14 protein-coding genes and 3 rRNA genes are annotated in these 18,798 nt (G+C 64.9%); 2 read left to right on the top strand and 15 right to left on the bottom strand.

The genetic code is table 11. From position 1 onward, the window contains the following. Window positions 1-14 precede the first annotated feature (14 nt). From xerD to A7G45_RS14935, 6 genes are all read right to left on the bottom strand, one after another. Window positions 15-992 (bottom strand): site-specific tyrosine recombinase XerD, encoded by a 978-nt coding sequence (gene xerD, locus A7G45_RS14960; RefSeq protein WP_043987840.1) that lies wholly within the window; start codon window positions 990-992, stop codon window positions 15-17. Continuing rightward, window positions 992-1,606, bottom strand: a complete 615-nt coding sequence (locus tag A7G45_RS14955; protein ID WP_260938382.1) for an NUDIX domain-containing protein — start codon at window positions 1,604-1,606, stop codon at window positions 992-994. Before A7G45_RS14955 ends, xerD begins: the two co-directional genes overlap by 1 nt. Then, complete coding sequence (locus A7G45_RS14950; protein ID WP_260938381.1) at window positions 1,599-3,377, bottom strand: CTP synthase; 1,779 nt, start codon at window positions 3,375-3,377, stop codon at window positions 1,599-1,601. Before A7G45_RS14950 ends, A7G45_RS14955 begins: the two co-directional genes overlap by 8 nt. Before the next feature lie 135 nt (window positions 3,378-3,512). Beyond that, on the bottom strand, window positions 3,513-4,454 hold the full coding sequence (locus A7G45_RS14945) for a copper transporter (protein ID WP_043398749.1): 942 nt from the start codon (window positions 4,452-4,454) through the stop codon (window positions 3,513-3,515). A 7-nt stretch (window positions 4,455-4,461) separates the two neighbouring features. Continuing rightward, a complete protein-coding gene (gene steA, locus A7G45_RS14940; RefSeq protein WP_043398752.1) occupies window positions 4,462-5,646 on the bottom strand; it encodes a putative cytokinetic ring protein SteA in 1,185 nt (394 codons plus the stop codon). A gap of 100 nt (window positions 5,647-5,746) precedes the next feature. Beyond that, a complete protein-coding gene (locus A7G45_RS14935; RefSeq protein WP_260938376.1) occupies window positions 5,747-6,268 on the bottom strand; it encodes a CGNR zinc finger domain-containing protein in 522 nt (173 codons plus the stop codon). A 139-nt stretch (window positions 6,269-6,407) separates the two neighbouring features. Here A7G45_RS14935 and A7G45_RS14930 point away from each other — a divergent pair, with 139 nt between their 5' ends. Then, window positions 6,408-6,869 (top strand): VOC family protein, encoded by a 462-nt coding sequence (locus A7G45_RS14930; RefSeq protein ID WP_133762793.1) that lies wholly within the window; start codon window positions 6,408-6,410, stop codon window positions 6,867-6,869. 8 nt (window positions 6,870-6,877) lie between these two features. Further along, window positions 6,878-7,765, top strand: a complete 888-nt coding sequence (locus A7G45_RS14925; RefSeq protein WP_260938370.1) for a pyridoxamine 5'-phosphate oxidase family protein — start codon at window positions 6,878-6,880, stop codon at window positions 7,763-7,765. Here the strand turns inward: A7G45_RS14925 and recN are convergent, their stop codons facing one another. The 9 genes from recN to A7G45_RS14880 all read right to left on the bottom strand — a co-directional run bounded on the left by recN (window position 7,766) and on the right by A7G45_RS14880 (window position 18,793). Then, window positions 7,766-9,532, bottom strand: coding sequence for a DNA repair protein RecN (recN, locus tag A7G45_RS14920; RefSeq protein WP_260939709.1), 1,767 nt, complete (start codon window positions 9,530-9,532; stop codon window positions 7,766-7,768). Beyond that, on the bottom strand, window positions 9,532-10,455 hold the full coding sequence (locus A7G45_RS14915; RefSeq protein ID WP_260938368.1) for an NAD kinase: 924 nt from the start codon (window positions 10,453-10,455) through the stop codon (window positions 9,532-9,534). Before A7G45_RS14915 ends, recN begins: the two co-directional genes overlap by 1 nt. After that, window positions 10,452-11,261 carry a TlyA family RNA methyltransferase gene (locus tag A7G45_RS14910; RefSeq protein ID WP_260938366.1) on the bottom strand — a complete coding sequence of 270 codons (810 nt, stop codon included), beginning with the start codon at window positions 11,259-11,261 and terminating at the stop codon, window positions 10,452-10,454. Before A7G45_RS14910 ends, A7G45_RS14915 begins: the two co-directional genes overlap by 4 nt. Before the next feature lie 6 nt (window positions 11,262-11,267). After that, the gene (locus tag A7G45_RS14905) at window positions 11,268-11,438 is read right to left on the bottom strand and encodes a hypothetical protein (protein WP_090562517.1); all 171 of its coding nucleotides are present in this window, start codon (window positions 11,436-11,438) and stop codon (window positions 11,268-11,270) included. Between the two features lie 8 nt (window positions 11,439-11,446). Further along, window positions 11,447-12,466, bottom strand: coding sequence for an HAD-IIA family hydrolase (locus A7G45_RS14900; RefSeq protein WP_407667538.1), 1,020 nt, complete (start codon window positions 12,464-12,466; stop codon window positions 11,447-11,449). Window position 12,467: 1 nt separating this feature from the next. Then, window positions 12,468-13,298, bottom strand: a complete 831-nt coding sequence (locus A7G45_RS14895; protein WP_260938362.1) for a tetratricopeptide repeat protein — start codon at window positions 13,296-13,298, stop codon at window positions 12,468-12,470. Window positions 13,299-13,499: 201 nt separating this feature from the next. Next, window positions 13,500-13,613: ribosomal RNA gene (rrf, locus tag A7G45_RS14890) — 5S ribosomal RNA — on the bottom strand. A 156-nt stretch (window positions 13,614-13,769) separates the two neighbouring features. Next, window positions 13,770-16,875 (bottom strand): 23S ribosomal RNA (locus A7G45_RS14885). Between the two features lie 401 nt (window positions 16,876-17,276). After that, window positions 17,277-18,793: ribosomal RNA gene (locus A7G45_RS14880) — 16S ribosomal RNA — on the bottom strand. Together the 16S, 23S and 5S rRNA genes form the textbook arrangement of a ribosomal RNA operon. Window positions 18,794-18,798 lie beyond the last annotated feature (5 nt).

Genomic DNA, 18,798 nt, shown 5'->3' with positions numbered 1-18,798 from the left:
GCCGATCGTCATCCTTATCTGGCGCGCGGGTGCGCCCCGGCCCACACTTCGCGCAGCGCGCTGACCGTCACCAAGGTGTAGATCTGCGTCGTGGTGACCGACGCGTGGCCGAGCAATTCCTGTACGACGCGCACGTCGGCGCCGCCTTCGAGCAGGTGCGTGGCGAACGAGTGACGCAGCGTGTGTGGCGAGACCGCGGCGGTGATGCCGGCTCGCTCGGCCGAATCCTGCAGCACCTGCCAGGCGCTCTGCCGGGACAACCGGCCGCCGCGCGCGTTGAGGAAGATCGCGGGTGTGCCCTTGCCGCGGCGCGCCAGGTCGGGACGGCCCCGCACCAGGTAGGCGTCCAGCGCCGTGACGGCGGGCCGGCCGATCGGCACCAGCCGCTGCTTGCCGCCCTTGCCGTGCAGCATCACCGACCGGGACTCGGTGTCGACGTCGTCGCGATCGAGGCCGACCGCCTCGGAGATCCGCGCTCCGGTCGAATACAACAGTTCCAGCAGCGCGCGGTTGCGCAGGGTCAGCGGGTTGTCGGCGTCGCTGTCGCCGCCCGCACCGTCCAGCAGGGCCAGCACGTCGTCGTAGCTGAGGCTCTTGGGCAATCGGCGGCCCGGCGTCGGCGGCTTCACGCCGCGCGCGACGTCGATGTCGGTGAGGCCTTCGGCGGCGGCGAACTTGTGCAGCCCGCGTACCGCGATGACGGCCCGCGCCGCAGAGACCGACGACAACGCGACGACGCCGTTCTCCGGATCGCCCTGCCGCAGCGCGACCAGGAACTCGCTGACGTCGGTCTCGGTGACCGCGCCCAGATCGTCGATGCCGCGGCCGGCCAGGTGCGCGGTGTACCGGCGGATGTCACGCCGGTAGGAACTCAGGGTGTTGGCCGCGACGCCCCGCTCGATGCTGAGGTGGTTCAGGTAGCCCTGGACCTGCTGTTCCAGTCGCGAACGGACCCCCGCAGGCGCGGAAGTGGCCGAAACCGCCCCGGTCATCAGTCCTGATCCCGCCGGGTGCGCAGCGCGGTCGGCCGGTCGGTCCAGGGCGCGTCGAGTGGACGCAAGTCGGCCGGCCGATGCGCGGCGGCCAGAATCCCGGCCACCGCAAGGGCATTGACGATCTCGCCGTCGAACACCATCTGCACCGCATCGGCCAGTGGAACCCGCTTGACCATCAGGTCGGCTTCTTCGTCGTGAGCGTCCGGACGGCCGATCTCGGTCAGCCCGGTCGCCAGGAAGATGCGCACGCTCTCGTCGCTGAATCCGGGCGCCGAGTCGACGTCGATCAGCGGCTGCCAGTGTTCGGCGGCCAGGCCGGTTTCCTCTTCGAGTTCGCGGGCCGCGGTGAGGTGCGGCGGCTCGTCGCCCATGTCCAGCAGCCCGGCGGGCAGCTCCCACAGCCGCCGCCCGATCGGGTGCCGGTACTGGTACACGAGTACCAGGTTCCCGTCCTGGTCGAGCGCGACGATCGCGACCGCCCCGTAGTGCTCGACCACCTCACGGCGTGCCGAGCCACCACCGGGCATCGCGACCTCGTCGGCCCGCAACGCGAAAATCTTTCCTACGTAAACGGTTTCGCTCGAAAGCGTGGCGAAATCGTGCTCAGCCACGGGATTCTTGCAGCTGCTCGGCATCCTGCCCGAGTTGGTCGTCCGAGCCGTCGCTCTGTGATCCGTTGCCGTGCACGTCGGAGTCGGCCTCTTCCAGCGGCAGCCGTTCGGCGGCCTTGTAGTCCAGCGACGCCCCGACGAACGCGGAGAACAGCGGATGCGGACGCGTCGGCCGGCTCTTGAGCTCCGGGTGCGCCTGCGTGCCGACCAGGAACGGGTGCAGGTCGGCGTCGTACTCGACGAACTCGACCAGCTGTCCGTCCGGCGAGGTGCCGGAGAACTTCAGCCCGCTCTCGGAGATGCGGTCGCGGTAGGCGTTGTTCACCTCGTAGCGGTGCCGGTGGCGTTCGGACACCTCGGTGGCGTCGTACGCCTGGGCCACGATCGAATCCGCCTGCAGCACGGCCGGGTAGGCACCGAGGCGCATGGTGCCGCCGAGGTCGGCCTCGCCGGCCACCGCGTCGCGCTGGTCGGCCATGGTGGCGATCACCGGGTCGGGCGTGTGCTCGTCGAACTCCGCCGAGTTGGCGCTGCTGATGCCCACGGACCGGGCGGCTTCGATGACGATGCACTGCAGGCCGAGGCACAGGCCCAGCAGCGGCAGCCGCTGGCGACGGGCGTAGCTGATCGCTCCGAGCTTGCCCTCGATACCGCGGATACCGAAGCCACCCGGGATCAGGACGCCGTGCACGTCACCGAGCGCGGCAGCCGCACCTTGATCGGTCTCGCAGTCATCGGAGGCGACCCAGCGGATCTCGACCTTCGAGTGGTGGGCGAACCCACCGGCGCGCAGTGCCTCGGCCACCGAGAGGTAGGCGTCGGACAGGTCGATGTACTTGCCCACCAAGGCGATTCGCACCGTCTCTTTGGGCTCGTGCACCCGGCGCAGCAGGTCGTCCCACTCGGACCAGTCCACGTCGCGGAACGGCAGGTTGAGCCGGCGCACCACGTAGGCGTCCAGCTCCTCGCGGTGCAGCACCTTGGGGATGTCGTAGATGGACGGCGCGTCCGGCGTCGAGATGACGCCGTCGATGTCCACGTCGCACATCAGCGCGATCTTGTTCTTCAGCGGCTCCGGCACGTCACGGTCGCAGCGCAGGATCAGCGCGTCCGGGGTGATACCGATGCTGCGTAGCGCGGCCACCGAGTGCTGGGTGGGCTTGGTCTTCAGCTCGCCCGACGGCGCCAGGTACGGCACCAGCGACACGTGCAGGAAGAAGACGTTCTCCCGGCCGACGTCGTGGCGGACCTGGCGGGCGGCCTCGAGGAACGGCTGCGACTCGATATCGCCCACCGTGCCACCGATTTCGGTGATGACCACGTCGGGGCGCTTGCCCTTGGCGTCGGGCAGCGCCATCTCGAGGATGCGGCTCTTGATCTCGTCGGTGATGTGCGGGATCACCTGGACGGTGTCACCGAGGTAGTCGCCGCGGCGCTCCTTGGCGATGACCTCGGAGTACACCTGGCCGGTGGTGACGTTGGCCGAGCGCGACAGGTTGCGATCCAGGAAGCGCTCGTAGTGGCCGATGTCCAGGTCGGTCTCGGCACCGTCCTCGGTGACGAACACCTCGCCGTGCTGGAACGGGTTCATGGTGCCGGGATCGACGTTGAGGTACGGGTCCAGCTTCTGCATCGTCACGTGCAACCCACGCGCGGTGAGCAATTGGCCAAGACTGCTGGCGGTCAGACCCTTACCGAGCGAGGAAGCGACCCCGCCGCTGACAAAAATATGCTTCGTCGCGGCCTGTGGGTGCCTGCGTAGCGATGCCAAGAATGACCTCCGTGGTGATGGGGCACGGTAGCGGTCGAGCTACCTGGGGGCCTGCCGACCCACGGAATTTCACCCTATCACCGACCGGCGCGAGCTGAAGCTGACGCGCCGGTGATGGTCGCCACGGCCGGCGGGTTATTGCAGGACGGTCACCGAGCTGGCGCCGCGACCGATGCCGAGCTGCGCCGGATGACCGCCGGAGATGAGTTGCTGCAGCGCCAGGACGGCGGTGATGCGGCCGGCCTGGCTGTTGATGTCGTCGACGGTGCCGACCGCGCCGGACAGTCCGGCGTCGGAGCGCACCACTGCGACCGCCGCGGTGCCCGAGGCGCAGCCGTCCCGGCCCGCCACCAGCGTGCCCGCACCGTGCGGCGCCAGGCCCGAGGCCAGTCGGGCCACCGTGGCCCCGCGGTTACCGGCGTCGTCGCCCAGGGCGCCGCCGGTGACGATCAGCGCGCTGTCGGCGACCCCGATGCGCTGGTTGCCGTAGGTGATGAACCCGGTGTCGCGCAGCGTGGCCAGCACGGTGTCGCGCTGCATGTCGTCGACGGGTAGCACCGCGGGGTTGCGGTCCCGCAGCAGGGTGATGCCGAGCAGGTCGCCGGCCTGGGAGCCCTGGTCGACGGTCCGGGTGCTGAGCTGACGCCCGGCCGGCACGATCGGCGAATTCACCACCGACAGCAGCTTCTCCGAGGCGTTGGCGTCCACGAACTGCTGAGTCAGGGCGATGGTCCCGGTGACCGAACCACCTGCGGCCGCAATCAGTTTCGTGGCCGCGTCGACGTCGTCAGTGACGGCGTCCGGGGTACGGAACACCACGACCGACTTCCCCGCCAGCGCGTCGCGCACCATCCGCGGCGACATCTGCGCATCGAACTCGCCTGCCGCACTGAGCTTCTGGTTCAGCGCGTTCTTGTCGTCGGTCAGGGTGTTGATCTGGTTCTGCAACTCGTGTTTGTCGTCACGCAATCCCGACAACAACGTGTTGGACAACAGGCCGGAACCGAGCATCACCCCGATGGCCAGCGCCAGGAACACCGCGGCCAGTGAGATCGCATGCGAGCGTAGGGAAATCATCGTGCGGCTAGCTCACCAGACCCTGAGCCCACAGCAGGAAGCGGTTCCAGTAGTCGGTCACCAGGTGCAGGACAGTGGCGTCGGCGCGCGCGACGTACAGCGCGACGATGACGGCCACCAGCATCGCCAGCACCAGCAGCGCGATGGCGCCACCGGAGACCCGGCTGCGGTACAGCGTCGCAACGGCTTTCGCATCGACCAGCTTCTCCCCCACCTTCAGGCGGGTCAGGAACGTCGACGGCGTGCTCGACTGCCGGGTGCGGTCGAAGAACTCTTCGATGTTGGCACGGTGGCCGGCAGTGACGATCAGCGCGGCGCCGTGGTGGTCGACCAGCAGCAGCGCCAGGTCCGCAGCCGAGCCGGCGGCCGGGAAGGTCATGGCGCCCACGCCCAGATCCTGAATGCGCTCAAGGCCTTTCGCGTGACCGTCGGCGTCGGCCGGCAGCACCACCTGGGCGCCGGAGCGCAACACGTCGGCGCTCATCTCCTCGGGGTCGCCGACGATCAGCGCGGGCCGGTAGCCGGCCTTGCGCAGCACGTCCGCGCCGCCCCCGACGCCGACGAGCACCGGCTGGTACTCCTTGATGAACGGCTTGATGGCCTTGAGGTCGGCTTCGGCACTGGGGTCGTCGGTCACGACCACGACGTGCCGACGGGCCACGTCGACGTCGATGTCCGGGATGCCCATGCCGTCGATCAGCAGCGGGCTCTCGCTACGGATGAACTCGATGGTGTTGCCGGCGAACGCCTCCAGGTGCGCGACGAGACCGCTCTTGGCCTCGTGCATCATCTCGTGGATCTGCTCGTCGCTGCGCTCGTTTCCGAGGACCAGGCGACGATCGCCGTTGTAGATGCCGCCGTTGTGCAGCCGCACCTTGGCGCCGTCCTTGACCTTCTTGAAGACCTCGGGGCCGGTCTCATCGATCAACGTAACTCCGTTGGCGACAAGCACTTCCGGGCCCAAGTTCGGGTATCGGCCGGAGATGGACGACGATGCGTTCACCACTGCGGCGACCTCGGCCTCCACCAGCGCGTCGGCGGTGATGCGGTCGAGGTCCAGTGCATCGAGGATGACGATGTCCCCCGGACCGACGCGGCGCAGCAGTCGGTCGATGTCGCGGTCAACGCGGGCGGTTCCAGTCACGCCCGGCTTCGGTCCGGCATTTCGGGTGAGCAGCGCTGCCATCTTCATGCGTCGATTCTGGCGATGAACCCTCAAGTAGAGGTGGAGGCGCGCCGTAACATCAGCCTCAGAAGTTTTCTTTTGTCACATCTGTAACAGCCAATCGGTCTCAATCTCGCTTCGCCGCGTAGTGCCGAGCAGCCTTGGCGCGGTTGCCACAGGTCGTCATCGAGTGCCAGCGCCGGGTGCCGTTCTTCGACGTGTCGTAGAACCACAGGACGCAATGCGGGTGCGCGCACTGCTTGATCCGCCCGGCCGACTCGGCCAGCAGTTGCAGCAGGTTGTCCGCGGCGAGCCAGCCCGGCAGCCACTCAGATCGCGGCACCTCCACGTCGTCCTGCGGCCCGGAGTCGGTGAGGGTCCGCCGGATGCGACCGTGGTCCAGGACTGCGTTCAATTCGTCAACCGAACCGTCGGTGACCACCTGCAGAATCGCCTCGCGAGCGCGCACCAATGCCGTCCGGGTTTTCTCGTCGGCGCCGCACCGGTCGTCGAGATCGTTGGCGACCAGCCAACATCGGAGCCCCGCCACATCGGTGAGGAGATCCTGCGGCCCGTCCGCCGACATCCACCGGGTGTTCAGCAGGTCCAGCGCGAGGGGTTCGCCGACATGCGGGCGCGGATCACGCATAGCTGAGATTAACCGCCTCTCCTGCATCGACAGCCTCCCGACAGTCCGCTAACCATCTATTTCGATTTTGGTGGTTGACACGTTGCGCTACTAATTCTAACCTTCAAATGTCAGTTAACTAGTTACAACGGAGGAACCGATGACCACCGCCATCACACCCAAACTCGCCCCCGGACACGTCGGACTCAACGTCACCGACCTGTCCCGATCCGTCGACTTCTACCGCCGCGCTTTGGGTTTCGAACAGCTGGGCATCAGCGACGAGGGCGAGCACCGCTTCGCCTTCCTGGGTTCCGAGGGCACCCTGCGGCTGACCTTGTGGCAGCAGAGCGACGGCGCGTTCTCCACCCGCAGCCCGGGCCTGCATCACCTGTCGTTCCAGGTCGACACCATCGAGCAGGTTCAGACCGTGGAGGCCGCGCTCAAGGAGCTGGGTGTGACCTTCGCCCACGACGGTGTGGTGGCGCACGGAGAAGGCGCCGCGTCGGGCGGCATCTTCTTCACCGACCCCGACGGCATCCGGCTGGAGATCTACGCACCGAATGGCGCGCAGGCCGCACCGGCGCCGAGCGGCGCCGCCCCCACCTGCGGATTCTTCTGAGCCGCGCCATGAATGCCTACCACGCCGGTGAGCTGGCAGTGCAGCGGCGCATGGGACAGGCGGAGATCGCCGCCCGCGTCGGCCGGATGATCCGTACGGAGATTCCGGCCGCCGCGGCGGCCTTCCTGTCCGAGCAGCCGATGATCGTGCTCGCCGCGACCGACGACGCCGGCCGGGTGTGGGCCAGCCTGGTCACCGGCCCCGCCGGCTTCGTGCACGCCGAAGACGACCAGACCATCGCGGTCGACGCCCTCCCCGTCCCGGGCGACCCGCTCCACGAAGTCCTGCGCCGGCCGGGTCAGCAGGTCGGCATGATCGCGATCGAACCGCAGACCCGACGCCGCATGCGGGTGAACGGCAGCGTCCAACCGGCCGAGTCCGGACTGCGTATCCACCCCGACCAGGTGTACTCGAACTGCCCGAAATACATCTCGCGCAGGCACATAGACGAGGTGGCGGACGTGGCATCTCCCGCGGTCGTTCGCAGCGCCGATGTGCTCGACGAACGGTTACAGCGGATCGTCGCGCGCGCCGACACGTTCTTCATCGGATCGGCCGATCCGGAGGGGAACGCCGATGCGTCGCACCGCGGCGGCAATCCGGGCTTCCTGCAGGTGCTTTCGCCGAACCGGCTGCGGTGGCCGGACTATCGCGGGAACTCGATGTTCATGACGCTGGGCAACATCAACGCCAACCCGCGCTGTGGACTGCTGATACCGGACTGGGACACCGGGACCACCCTCCAGCTCACCGGCACCGCCGAGATCGTGTGGGCCGGCGGCGTCGCGGGCTCCCAATGTTCAGTGGAATTCACTGTCGATGAGGTGATCGAGCTGACCGACGTCAGCCCGCTGCGGTGGGGCCAGGCAGAGCTGTCACCCGCGAACCCTGACTGACTAGGGCGCGGCATGCTCCTGCTGGGCCGCCGCCAACAGCTCGCGGGCGTGCGCGCGGCCACTGTCGGTGTCGCCGAGTCCGGCCAGCATGCGGGCCAACTCGGCGACCCGGTCGTCGTCCTCGAGGCGGACCACGCGGCTCGACTTCGGGCCGCTCTCCACCACCAGGTGCACGTCGCCGTAGGCGGCGACCTGCGGCAGGTGCGTCACCACGATGACCTGGTGCGTGCGGGCCAGCCGGGCCAGCCGCTTACCGATCTGCACCGCGGCCCGGCCACCGACACCGGCGTCGACTTCGTCGAACACCATGGTGGTGCCCATCGAATTCGCGCGCGATGCGACCAAAACGACCTCGAGCGCCAGCATCACGCGGGACAACTCACCGCCCGAGGCGCTCTTGGCCAGCGGCAGCACGTCCGAACCGCTGTGCGGCGTGAAGCCGAACTCGACGGCGTCGACGCCGTCATGACCGGCATGCACCGCGGTGCCGTCCGGCAAGGTCAACGGTGCGCTGTCGTCGGCGCGCGCTTCGAGCGGCGAGACCGCGATGCTGAACCCGGCGCCGCCCATCGCCAGCCCCGCCAGCTCAGACGTCACAGCCTTGGCCAGGGATTTGGAGGCCTTCGTCCGGGCCTTGGTGACCTCGGCGGCGGCCAGCACGACCTTGTCGTGCCGTTCGTCGACCTGCTTCTGCAGTTCAGCCAGGGCTTCTTCGGAGACGTCGAGCTGCGACAGCCGCTGCCGGGCGTCGGCAGCCCACTGCAGCACCCCGTCGATATCGGCGGCGTACTTGCGGGTGAGGTTGCGCAGCTCGGCTTGGCGGGCCAGCTTGGATTCCAAAGTGCTTGCGTCACTGGGCAACTCGGACAGGTAGTCACCGAGTTCGCCGGACACGTCGCCGATCACCGCAAGCGCCTCACTCAGCCGGTCGCCGAGGGCGCGCAGGACGGAGTCGTCCGTCGCCGACAACGCCGACTTGGCCTGCGCAGCGGCATCCAGTGCGGAGGTGGCGTCGTCCGACGGGCCGTCACCGAGCTCCCCGGACAGTGCCGCGCGTGCGGTCTGTGCCGCGTCGCGCAGCGCGTCCAGTTCGGACAACCGGCGGATATCAGCCACCAGCGCGTCGTCCTCGCCCGCTTCCGGCGCAACGGCGTCGATCTCCCCCAGCCCGAACTGCAGCCGGTCGGCTTCCAACGCGAGGTCCCGCGCCCGGTTACGCCGGTCGATCAAATCTCTACGTGCCGTGAGCCATTCGTCACGCAGCTTGCGGTACTTGGCCAGCAGCCCGGTCACGTCGACGTAGCGGTCCAGCGCGCCGCGCTGCTCGTCGGGGCGCATGAGGCGCAGCTGATCGTTCTGTCCGTGCAGGGCGAGCAGTTCGGTGGTGAACGTGGCCAGCGACTTCGCCGGCACACTGCGGCCGCCCAGGTAGGCGCGCGACGGCCCGTCCTTGCTGACCGACCGCGCGGCGATGACGCTGCCGTCGTCGTCCCGGTCGGCGCCCGAGGCTTCCAGGATCCCGTCGACCCGCTCGGAGACCCCGTCACCGAGTTCTGTTGTGGTGAAACGGCCTTCGACCACCGCGCGAGCGGAGCCCGAGCGCACCCGGCTGGCATCGGCCCGCGCACCGCCCAGCAGATGCAGGCTCGTCACGACCATGGTCTTGCCGGTACCGGTTTCCCCGGTCAGCACAGTCAGGCCACGCCCGAATTCGGCAGTGGCCGCACTGATGGCGCCAAGCGCCTCGATGCGGATCTCGGTCAGCATTACTGGCCGCGCCACCCTTTCACCGGCAACCGGAATTTGCGCACCAAACGATCAGAGAACGGGGCGCTGTCGAGACGAACCCATTTCAGGGACGTGTGACACCGGGTGACCTCCAGCCGGCCGCCGGCCGGGACCACCATCTGGCGACGGCCGTCGCAGAACACCATGGCGTCATTGTTGCCTGATTCGACCTCGATCGCGATCGCAGCGTCCGGGCTGGTCACCATGGGACGGGCGAACAGCGCGTGAGCGTTGTTGGGTACCACCAGGATTGCTTCCAGGTCCGGCCACAGAATCGGGCCGCCGGCGGAGAAGGCATACGCCGTCGACCCGGTGGGGGCCGAGACCAGCACACCGTCGCAGCCGAACGCCGAGACCGGCCGGCCGTCGACCTCCAGCACCACACTCAGCACACCGAACCGGCTGCTCTTCTCCAGGCTGGCCTCGTTGAGGGCCCAGCCCCGCTGCACGATCTCGCCGTCGACCCGGACCCCGATGTCGAGCGTCATCCGCTCTTCGACGCGGTAGTCCTTGTCGATGATGCGCTCGAGGACGTGGTCGATGGCCTCGGCCTCGGCTTCCGCCAGGAAGCCGATGTGTCCCAGGTTCACCCCGACCACCGGGATCTCGGCATTGCGGGCCAGTTCCGCGGCCCGCAGGAAAGTGCCGTCGCCACCGAGTACCAGGACCAGTTCGCAGCCCTCGGCCGCGTGCTGGTCGGGATCGACGACCGTGATGTCGACTCCGAGTTCCCGCATGTGGTCCGGCGCCAGGTGCAGGGCACCACGGTCGACGGCCTCGGCCGCGAGGACGCGCAAGCCGATTCCGTTGTCGCCCAGTACCTTTTCCACCCGGGTCGCGGTCTCGGTGGCTTCGTCGCGCCCGGTGTGGATCACCAGCAGGACGGTGCGTTCGCGCGTCACTGCGGCCCCTCGGCGACGGCGCGGCCGACGGCGGCGACCAGCGCGTCACCCTCGAGCGGTTGATCAGTGGTGGCCCGCAATCGCAGGAAGAACTCCACGTTGCCGGACGGGCCAGGCAGCGGGCTGGCCGTGACGTCGACTGCGTGCCAGCCGAGTTCAGCGGCCCGCCGCGCCACCGTCAACACGGCATCGGCGCGCAATTCCGGGTCGGAAACCACACCACCGGCTCCGACTCGATCCTTACCCACCTCGAACTGCGGCTTCACCATGGGAACGATATCGGCTTGGGCCGACGCACATGCGGTCAGTGCCGGTAGGACGGTGGCCAGAGAGATGAACGACAGATCGGCCACCACCAGGTCGACCGGCCCGCCGATGGCCTCGGCCGTCAGCTCCCGCACGTTCGTCCGCTCCATGACGATGACGCGATCATCGGACCGCAATGACCAGGCCAACTGGCCATACCCGACGTCGGCGGCGACGATCTCGCGCGCGCCACGGTCCAGCAGCACCTCGGTGAAACCCCCGGTAGAGGCCCCAGCGTCCAGGCAGCGCCGTCCCTCCGGCGAGACGCCGAACGCATCGAGGGCACCGATCAGCTTGTGGGCACCGCGAGACACCCAACTGCGTTCGGCAGATTCGGCGACCAGGAGATTGGCCGCGGGCGTGACCGCGGTCGAGGCTTTCGATGCTCGCATGCCGTCGATGGTCACGCGGCCGGCCTCGATCAGTTCGGCAGCCTGTTGACGAGACCGGGCGAGCCCCCGCCGGACGAGTTCAGCATCAACACGTGCGCGTCGCGTCACGTGCGATCACCCCTTCTCGACCGATTCCAGGGCCCGGACCAGCAGATTGTGGGCGTGGTCCAAACCCGCCGCGACAGCTTCGAGGTCCGGGGTCTCGTCACCTTCGCCGGACAGATCCGGGAGGTGGGACAGCAGGACCGCGATGTCTTCGCGGATCTGGTCAGGATCGGTACTCATAGCGATGTTCACGCTAGCGGATCGGTGCCGTCGAGCAGCGACCACTGATCCAATGCCGCGCGTGCCGTGTCGTCGCCTGCCGAGATCCGAACCCGCCCGTTGGCGGATGTCGCCCATACCGCGACGGCGGTGGCCCGGACCACCGACAGTGCGTCGTCGATCGGTTCGCCGGTGGCATGCACCGTGACGTCATCACCCGACATCTCGACCTGCCACGCGGGGTGCGGGCCGATCCGCAGCACGTCCGCAGGAGTCGCGAGCGAGCGCAGATCCGGCGCCACGTAATCGGGACGCTCAGTGGGGATGGCATGCACCATGTCGGCTGCGGTGTTCACGCCGGTCAGCACCATCAGGCTCGGCAGACCGGCGGCGTTGGCTCCCGAAATATCGGTGTCGAGCCGGTCCCCGACCACCAGTGGGGTCTCGTACCGGCCGCGGGCCAGGGCGTCGTTCATCAACGTCGGCTGCGGCTTGCCGGCGACCTGCGGCACCTGTTCGGTGGCGGTCTGCAGCGCAGCGACCATCGACCCGTTGCCGGGTAGCAGACCACGTTCCGACGGCAGCGTCTTGTCGACATTGGCCGCCACCCAGAGACCGCCGGCCCGGATGGTCAACGCCGCCTCGGCGAGGTCGGCCCACCCGGTCTGCGGCGAATGTCCCTGCACCACAGCGACGGGATCGTCGGAGAATTGCCGTACGGGAAGCAGCCCGACGTTGGCGACCTCGGTCACCAGCGCATCGGTTCCGATGACCAGGACCTTCGCGCCCTGCGGCAGCTGCAGCGCCAGCAGGTGTGCCGCACTCTGGGCGCTGGTCACCACATCGTCGGCATGCGCGGAGAAGCCGAGCGCGTCGAGGTGATCGGCCACCTCCGCCGGGCTTCGCGACGCGTTGTTGGTGACGTAGAGCTTGCGGGACGTGACCGCGGCGAGCGCGTCGACAGCTCCTTCCGTGGCCTCATGCCCACGGAAGACCGTGCCGTCGAGATCCAGGAGCAGACAGTCGTGCAGCAGTGCCAGCGTCGTCACGTCAGCCCAATTCGGCGGCGCGGTCCTCGGCATCCGTGACGCCTTCCAGGTCCGCAGCCGCCGCATGAAGGAACCACTGGAGTGCGTCATTCGTGCGGTCGAGGGCGAGCAGCGTCTCGGCGTACACGTAGAACAGCCGCGCCGCGGTCTGGCCCGTGCGCGTGGAATCCAGCGGCGGATTCGACAGCAGCGCCAGCGCCTGAGCCGGCTGCCCCAGGTCGCACCGCGCGCCAGCCAGGACGATCTTCAGTTCGTCGGCGTCATCACCGGTGAGCTGCTCGGCTTCGGGACTGCGGCCCAACTCGATGGCGCGCTCCGGACGGCCGACACCGCGCTCACAGTCGGCGATCAGGGCAAGCAGCGGAGACTTGCTCCCCATCCGTCGCGCCGCGCGCAGCTCCGACAGGGCCTGCGCCCAGTCCCCGCAGTAATAGGCCGCGATGCCGACGGCTTCGCGGATTGCGGCGATGCGCGAAGCACGAGCGCGCGCGGCCCGCGCATGCTCAAGTGCTGCTTCAGGATCTTCTTCGATGAGATCGCCGGCCATGACCAGGTGCTTGGCCACATAGTCGGCAGTCGCCTTGTCGAGGGTCGTCAGCTCACGACGGACCTCGGGCGACAGCTGCTTGGCTTCGACATCATCGGGCAGCCTGGGTCCAGCCGGCCGATCCGACGTCGACGCGTCACGGGACTGAGGTGGCCGGCCGTTCCGATCGGAGCCGGGCCGCCTGGGTCCCTGCGGGCGGTCACGCTGAGGCCGCTGTCCTCGCCGTGCGTCGCCATCGTCCCTGCGCGAGGGGCGACGATCGTCGCCCTGCCTGTTGTCGACCACTGGAACCTTTCCCTACGAAATCTCAGGTCAGAATACGGCCCGACATGTCATTGGCCGAACTTTGCCCGCGAAACTCGCCATCCGAGCACCGGCGCCGAACCCATCGGCGGCCGGCCCGAGGCCTATTTCCGAGCTGAGAAATAGAAATTCCTCAAATAGAATCACCCCCCACATAAATGTGGGGGGTGATTCCTAATTTGTGTTCGGCGGTGTCCTACTTTTCCGCCCGTGCAGGGCAGTATCATCGGCGCTGGCAGGCTTAGCTTCCGGGTTCGGGATGGGACCGGGCGTTTCCCTGCCGCTGTTGCCGCCGTAACTCTATTTAATTACGCCTCCACCGGCCGTTTAGCACCCTTTTGGGGGGTGTTATTTGGTGGTGGGGTGTGGTCTGTTCGACTTTTGTGTCGTGAATAGTGGTTGCGGGCACGATGTGCAATGTTCTTGTTTACACACAATTGGTTCTTTTTTGGTGTGTGTAAGTTTTCGGCCGGTTAGTACCAGTTCCCTGAACCCATTACTGGGTGTGCAGGTCTGGCCTATCAATCCCGTGGTCTGCGGGGGGCCTTATCCCTCTAAAAGGGTGAGAAACCTGGTCTTGGAAGAGGTTTCCCGCTTAGATGCTTTCAGCGGTTATCCTGTCCGAACGTAGCTATCCAGCGGTGCCCCTGGTGGGACAACTGGTAGACCAGAGGTTCGTCCGTCCCGGTCCTCTCGTACTAGGGACAGGTTTCCTCAAGTTTCTGACGCGCGCGGCGGATAGAGACCGAACTGTCTCACGACGTTCTAAACCCAGCTCGCGTGCCGCTTTAATGGGCGAACAGCCCAACCCTTGGGACCTGCTCCAGCCCCAGGATGCGACGAGCCGACATCGAGGTGCCAAACCATCCCGTCGATATGGACTCTTGGGGAAGATCAGCCTGTTATCCCCGGGGTACCTTTTATCCGTTGAGCGACACCCCTTCCACTCGGGGGTGCCGGATCACTAGTCCCGACTTTCGTCCCTGCTCGACTTGTAGGTCTCGCAGTCAAGCTCCCTTGTGCACTTACACTCAACACCTGATTGCCGTCCAGGTTGAGGGAACCTTTGGGCGCCTCCGTTACATTTTAGGAGGCAACCGCCCCAGTTAAACTACCCACCAGGCACTGTCCCTGGACCGGATATACGGTCCGAAGTTAGAAGCCCAATACGATCAGAGTGGTATTTCAACAACGACTCCACACACACTGGCGTGTGCGCTTCACAGTCTCCCACCTATCCTACACAAACCGTACCGAACTCCAATACCAAGTTGTAGTGAAGGTCCCGGGGTCTTTTCGTCCTGCCGCGCGTAACGAGCATCTTTACTCGTAGTGCAATTTCGCCGAGTCTATGGTTGAGACAGTTGAGAAGTCGTTACGCCATTCGTGCAGGTCGGAACTTACCCGACAAGGAATTTCGCTACCTTAGGATGGTTATAGTTACCACCGCCGTTTACTGGGGCTTAAATTCTCCGCTTCACCCCCGAAGGAGTTAACAGGTCCTCTTAACCTTCCAGCACCGGGCAGGCGTCAGTCCGTATACATCGTCTTGCGACTTCGCACGGACCTGTGTTTTTAGTAAACAGTCGCTTCTCACTGGTTTGTGCCACCCCCCACCGCTGCCCACCGCAAGGGTGTTGACAGTAAGGGGTCCTCCTTCTCCCGAAGTTACGGAGGTATTTTGCCGAGTTCCTTAACCATAGTTAACTCGTACGCCTTAGTATTCTCTACCTGACCACCTGTGTTGGTTTGGGGTACGGGCCATGTGTGCACTCGCTAGAGGCTTTTCTTGGCAGCATAGGATCACCGAATTCGCCTCACTCGGCTATGCATCACCTCTCAGACATATGAACGACGGATTTGCCTATCGTTCGTCCTACAGGCTTACCCCGGTATTACCACTGACCGGTACGGCTACCTTCCTGCGTCACCCCGTCGCTTGACTACTACCCACCAGGGTCCCACGCAGCCGGCAACACGTGATCCCCGAAAGGATCATCACGTGCCATTTGGATGGTTAGCACAATGGATTCATCACGGACGCACACACACGGGTACGGGAATATCAACCCGTTGTCCATCGACTACGCCTGTCGGCCTCGCCTTAGGTCCCGACTCACCCTGGGCGGACTGGCCTGCCCCAGGAACCCTTGGTCTTTCGGCGGGCAAGGTTCTCACTTGCCTATTCGCTACTCATGCCTGCATTCTCACTCCCACACCCTCCACAGCTCCATCACTAGGCTGCTTCACCGGATGCAGGACGCTCCCCTACCCATCCTTGCGGATGCCGCGACTTCGGCGGTGTGCTTGAGCCCCGCTACATTATCGGCGCACAATCACTTGACCAGTGAGCTATTACGCACTCTTTCAAGGGTGGCTGCTTCTAAGCCAACCTCCTGGTTGTCTTCGCGACTGCACATCCTTTTCCACTTAGCACACGCTTAGGGGCCTTAGTCGGCGATCTGGGCTGTTTCCCTCTCGACGCACGGAGCTTATCCCCCGCCGTCTCACTGCCACGCTTTTGTCTTACCGGCATTCGGAGTTTGGCTGACGTCAGTAACCTGGTGAGGCCCATCGGCCATCCAGTAGCTCTACCTCCGGCAAGAAACACGCAACGCTGCACCTAAATGCATTTCGGGGAGAACCAGCTATCACGGAGTTTGATTGGCCTTTCACCCCTACCCACAACTCATCCCCTCAGTCTTCAACCTAAGTGGGTTCGGGCCTCCACGCGGTCTTACCCGCGCTTCACCCTGGCCATGGGTAGATCACTCCGCTTCGGGTCCAGAACATGCCACTACACCCTTACGGGATACGCCCTATTCAGACTCGCTTTCGCTACGGCTACCCCCCACGGGTTAACCTCGCGACATGTCCCTGACTCGCAGGCTCATTCTTCAAAAGGCACGCCATCACCCCACCAAAAGGAGGGCTCTGACGGATTGTAGGCACACGGTTTCAGGTACTATTTCACTCCCCTCCCGGGGTACTTTTCACCATTCCCTCACGGTACTAATCCGCTATCGGTCATCAGAAGGTATTTAGGCTTACCGAGTGGTCTCGGCAGATTCACAGCAGATTTCACGGGCCCGCTGCTACTCGGGAACACCATCAAGGCAGACATCGGGTTTTCACGTACGGGACTCTCACCCTCTACGGCAGGCCATCCCAAGCCACTTCCGTTAACCACGACATTTTCTTACTGCCCTCCAGCCGGATAGAGCTGAAAAGATAGGTCCCACAACCCCGCACACACAACCCCTACCCGGTATCACATGCATACGGTTTAGCCTCATCCGCTTTCGCTCGCCACTACTCACGGAATCACAATTGTTTTCTCTTCCTACGGGTACTGAGATGTTTCACTTCCCCGCGTTACCTCCCACACCCTATATATTCAGGCATGGGTAACACGACATAACTCGTGCTGGGTTTCCCCATTCGGACATCCTCGGATCAACGCTCGGTTGGCAGCTCCCCGAGGCTTATCGCAGCCTCCTACGTCCTTCATCGGCCTCTGATGCCAAGGCATCCACCATGCGCCCTTAAACACTTACGCACAAAAACCAATTGAAAACAAGAATCAAAATTGCACATCAACACACAAAAAACATCCCCGAACCCGAAGATTCGGAGTACACAATTTGCGCGTTAGATGCTCGCAACCACTATCCACAAGTCAAACACCACACCCCACCACCAAAACCGGTGAGGCAACAACAACCCCCACCACCCCCAACGGAGCGGTGTCTCCCACCCCACAAAGAGGGGAAGCAACGGGCCTGTTGTCTCAGGACCCAACAGTGTGTCTGGCCATTCTTCACGCCCCAGGATTTCCACCGAGACGAACGTTTGTTGTATGCACCCACCAGCAAACCCACTACAGGCGCCGGCCATCTCCCAACCATGAACCCCGGCACTATTGCCGGCACGGGGGAATCGATAAATGGTGCTCCTTAGAAAGGAGGTGATCCAGCCGCACCTTCCGGTACGGCTACCTTGTTACGACTTCGTCCCAATCGCCGATCCCACCTTCGACGGCTCCCTCCACAAGGGTTAGGCCACCGGCTTCGGGTGTTACCGACTTTCATGACGTGACGGGCGGTGTGTACAAGGCCCGGGAACGTATTCACCGCAGCGTTGCTGATCTGCGATTACTAGCGACTCCAACTTCACGGGGTCGAGTTGCAGACCCCGATCCGAACTGAGACCGGCTTTCAAGGGATTCGCTCCACCTCGCGGATTCGCAGCCCTTTGTACCGGCCATTGTAGCATGTGTGAAGCCCTGGACATAAGGGGCATGATGACTTGACGTCATCCCCACCTTCCTCCGAGTTGACCCCGGCAGTCTCTTACGAGTCCCCGCCATAACGCGCTGGCAACATAAGATAGGGGTTGCGCTCGTTGCGGGACTTAACCCAACATCTCACGACACGAGCTGACGACAGCCATGCACCACCTGCACACAGGCCACAAGGGAACTGATATCTCTACCAGCGTCCTGTGCATGTCAAACCCAGGTAAGGTTCTTCGCGTTGCATCGAATTAATCCACATGCTCCGCCGCTTGTGCGGGCCCCCGTCAATTCCTTTGAGTTTTAGCCTTGCGGCCGTACTCCCCAGGCGGGGTACTTAATGCGTTAGCTACGGCACGGATCCCAAGGAAGGAACCCACACCTAGTACCCACCGTTTACGGCGTGGACTACCAGGGTATCTAATCCTGTTCGCTCCCCACGCTTTCGCTCCTCAGCGTCAGTTACTGCCCAGAGACCCGCCTTCGCCACCGGTGTTCCTCCTGATATCTGCGCATTCCACCGCTACACCAGGAATTCCAGTCTCCCCTGCAGTACTCTAGTCTGCCCGTATCGCCCGCACGCCCACAGTTAAGCTGTGAGTTTTCACGAACAACGCGACAAACCACCTACGAGCTCTTTACGCCCAGTAATTCCGGACAACGCTCGCACCCTACGTATTACCGCGGCTGCTGGCACGTAGTTGGCCGGTGCTTCTTCTCCAGGTACCGTCACTTACGCTTCGTCCCTGGTGAAAGAGGTTTACAACCCGAAGGCCGTCATCCCTCACGCGGCGTCGCTGCATCAGGCTTGCGCCCATTGTGCAATATTCCCCACTGCTGCCTCCCGTAGGAGTCTGGGCCGTATCTCAGTCCCAGTGTGGCCGGTCACCCTCTCAGGCCGGCTACCCGTCGTCGCCTTGGTAGGCCATTACCCCACCAACAAGCTGATAGGCCGCGGGCCCATCCCACACCGCAAAAGCTTTCCACCACACCCCATGAAGAGCGTGGTCATATTCGGTATTAGACCCAGTTTCCCAGGCTTATCCCAAAGTGCAGGGCAGATCACCCACGTGTTACTCACCCGTTCGCCACTCGAGTACCCCGAAGGGCCTTTCCGTTCGACTTGCATGTGTTAAGCACGCCGCCAGCGTTCGTCCTGAGCCAGGATCAAACTCTCCAAACAAAAAC

This window comes from Mycolicibacterium llatzerense, from assembly GCF_025331195.1.
GTDB lineage: Bacteria > Actinomycetota > Actinomycetes > Mycobacteriales > Mycobacteriaceae > Mycobacterium > Mycobacterium llatzerense.
The sequence above is the reverse complement of the archived record's forward strand: the minus strand, read 5'-3'. Positions and strand labels throughout refer to the sequence as shown.

Excerpts from the sequence above, each read along its gene's own strand:
- xerD (WP_043987840.1), bottom strand. The coding sequence starts at position 992 with ATGACCGGGGCGGTTTCGGCCACTTCCGCGCCTGCGGGGGTCCGTTCG.
- A7G45_RS14945 (WP_043398749.1), bottom strand. The coding sequence starts at position 4,454 with ATGATTTCCCTACGCTCGCATGCGATCTCACTGGCCGCGGTGTTCCTG.
- steA (WP_043398752.1), bottom strand. The coding sequence starts at position 5,646 with ATGAAGATGGCAGCGCTGCTCACCCGAAATGCCGGACCGAAGCCGGGC.
- A7G45_RS14935 (WP_260938376.1), bottom strand. The coding sequence starts at position 6,268 with ATGCGTGATCCGCGCCCGCATGTCGGCGAACCCCTCGCGCTGGACCTG.
- A7G45_RS14930 (WP_133762793.1), top strand. The coding sequence starts at position 6,408 with ATGACCACCGCCATCACACCCAAACTCGCCCCCGGACACGTCGGACTC.
- A7G45_RS14925 (WP_260938370.1), top strand. The coding sequence starts at position 6,878 with ATGAATGCCTACCACGCCGGTGAGCTGGCAGTGCAGCGGCGCATGGGA.
- recN (WP_260939709.1), bottom strand. The coding sequence starts at position 9,532 with ATGCTGACCGAGATCCGCATCGAGGCGCTTGGCGCCATCAGTGCGGCC.
- A7G45_RS14905 (WP_090562517.1), bottom strand. The coding sequence starts at position 11,438 with ATGAGTACCGATCCTGACCAGATCCGCGAAGACATCGCGGTCCTGCTG.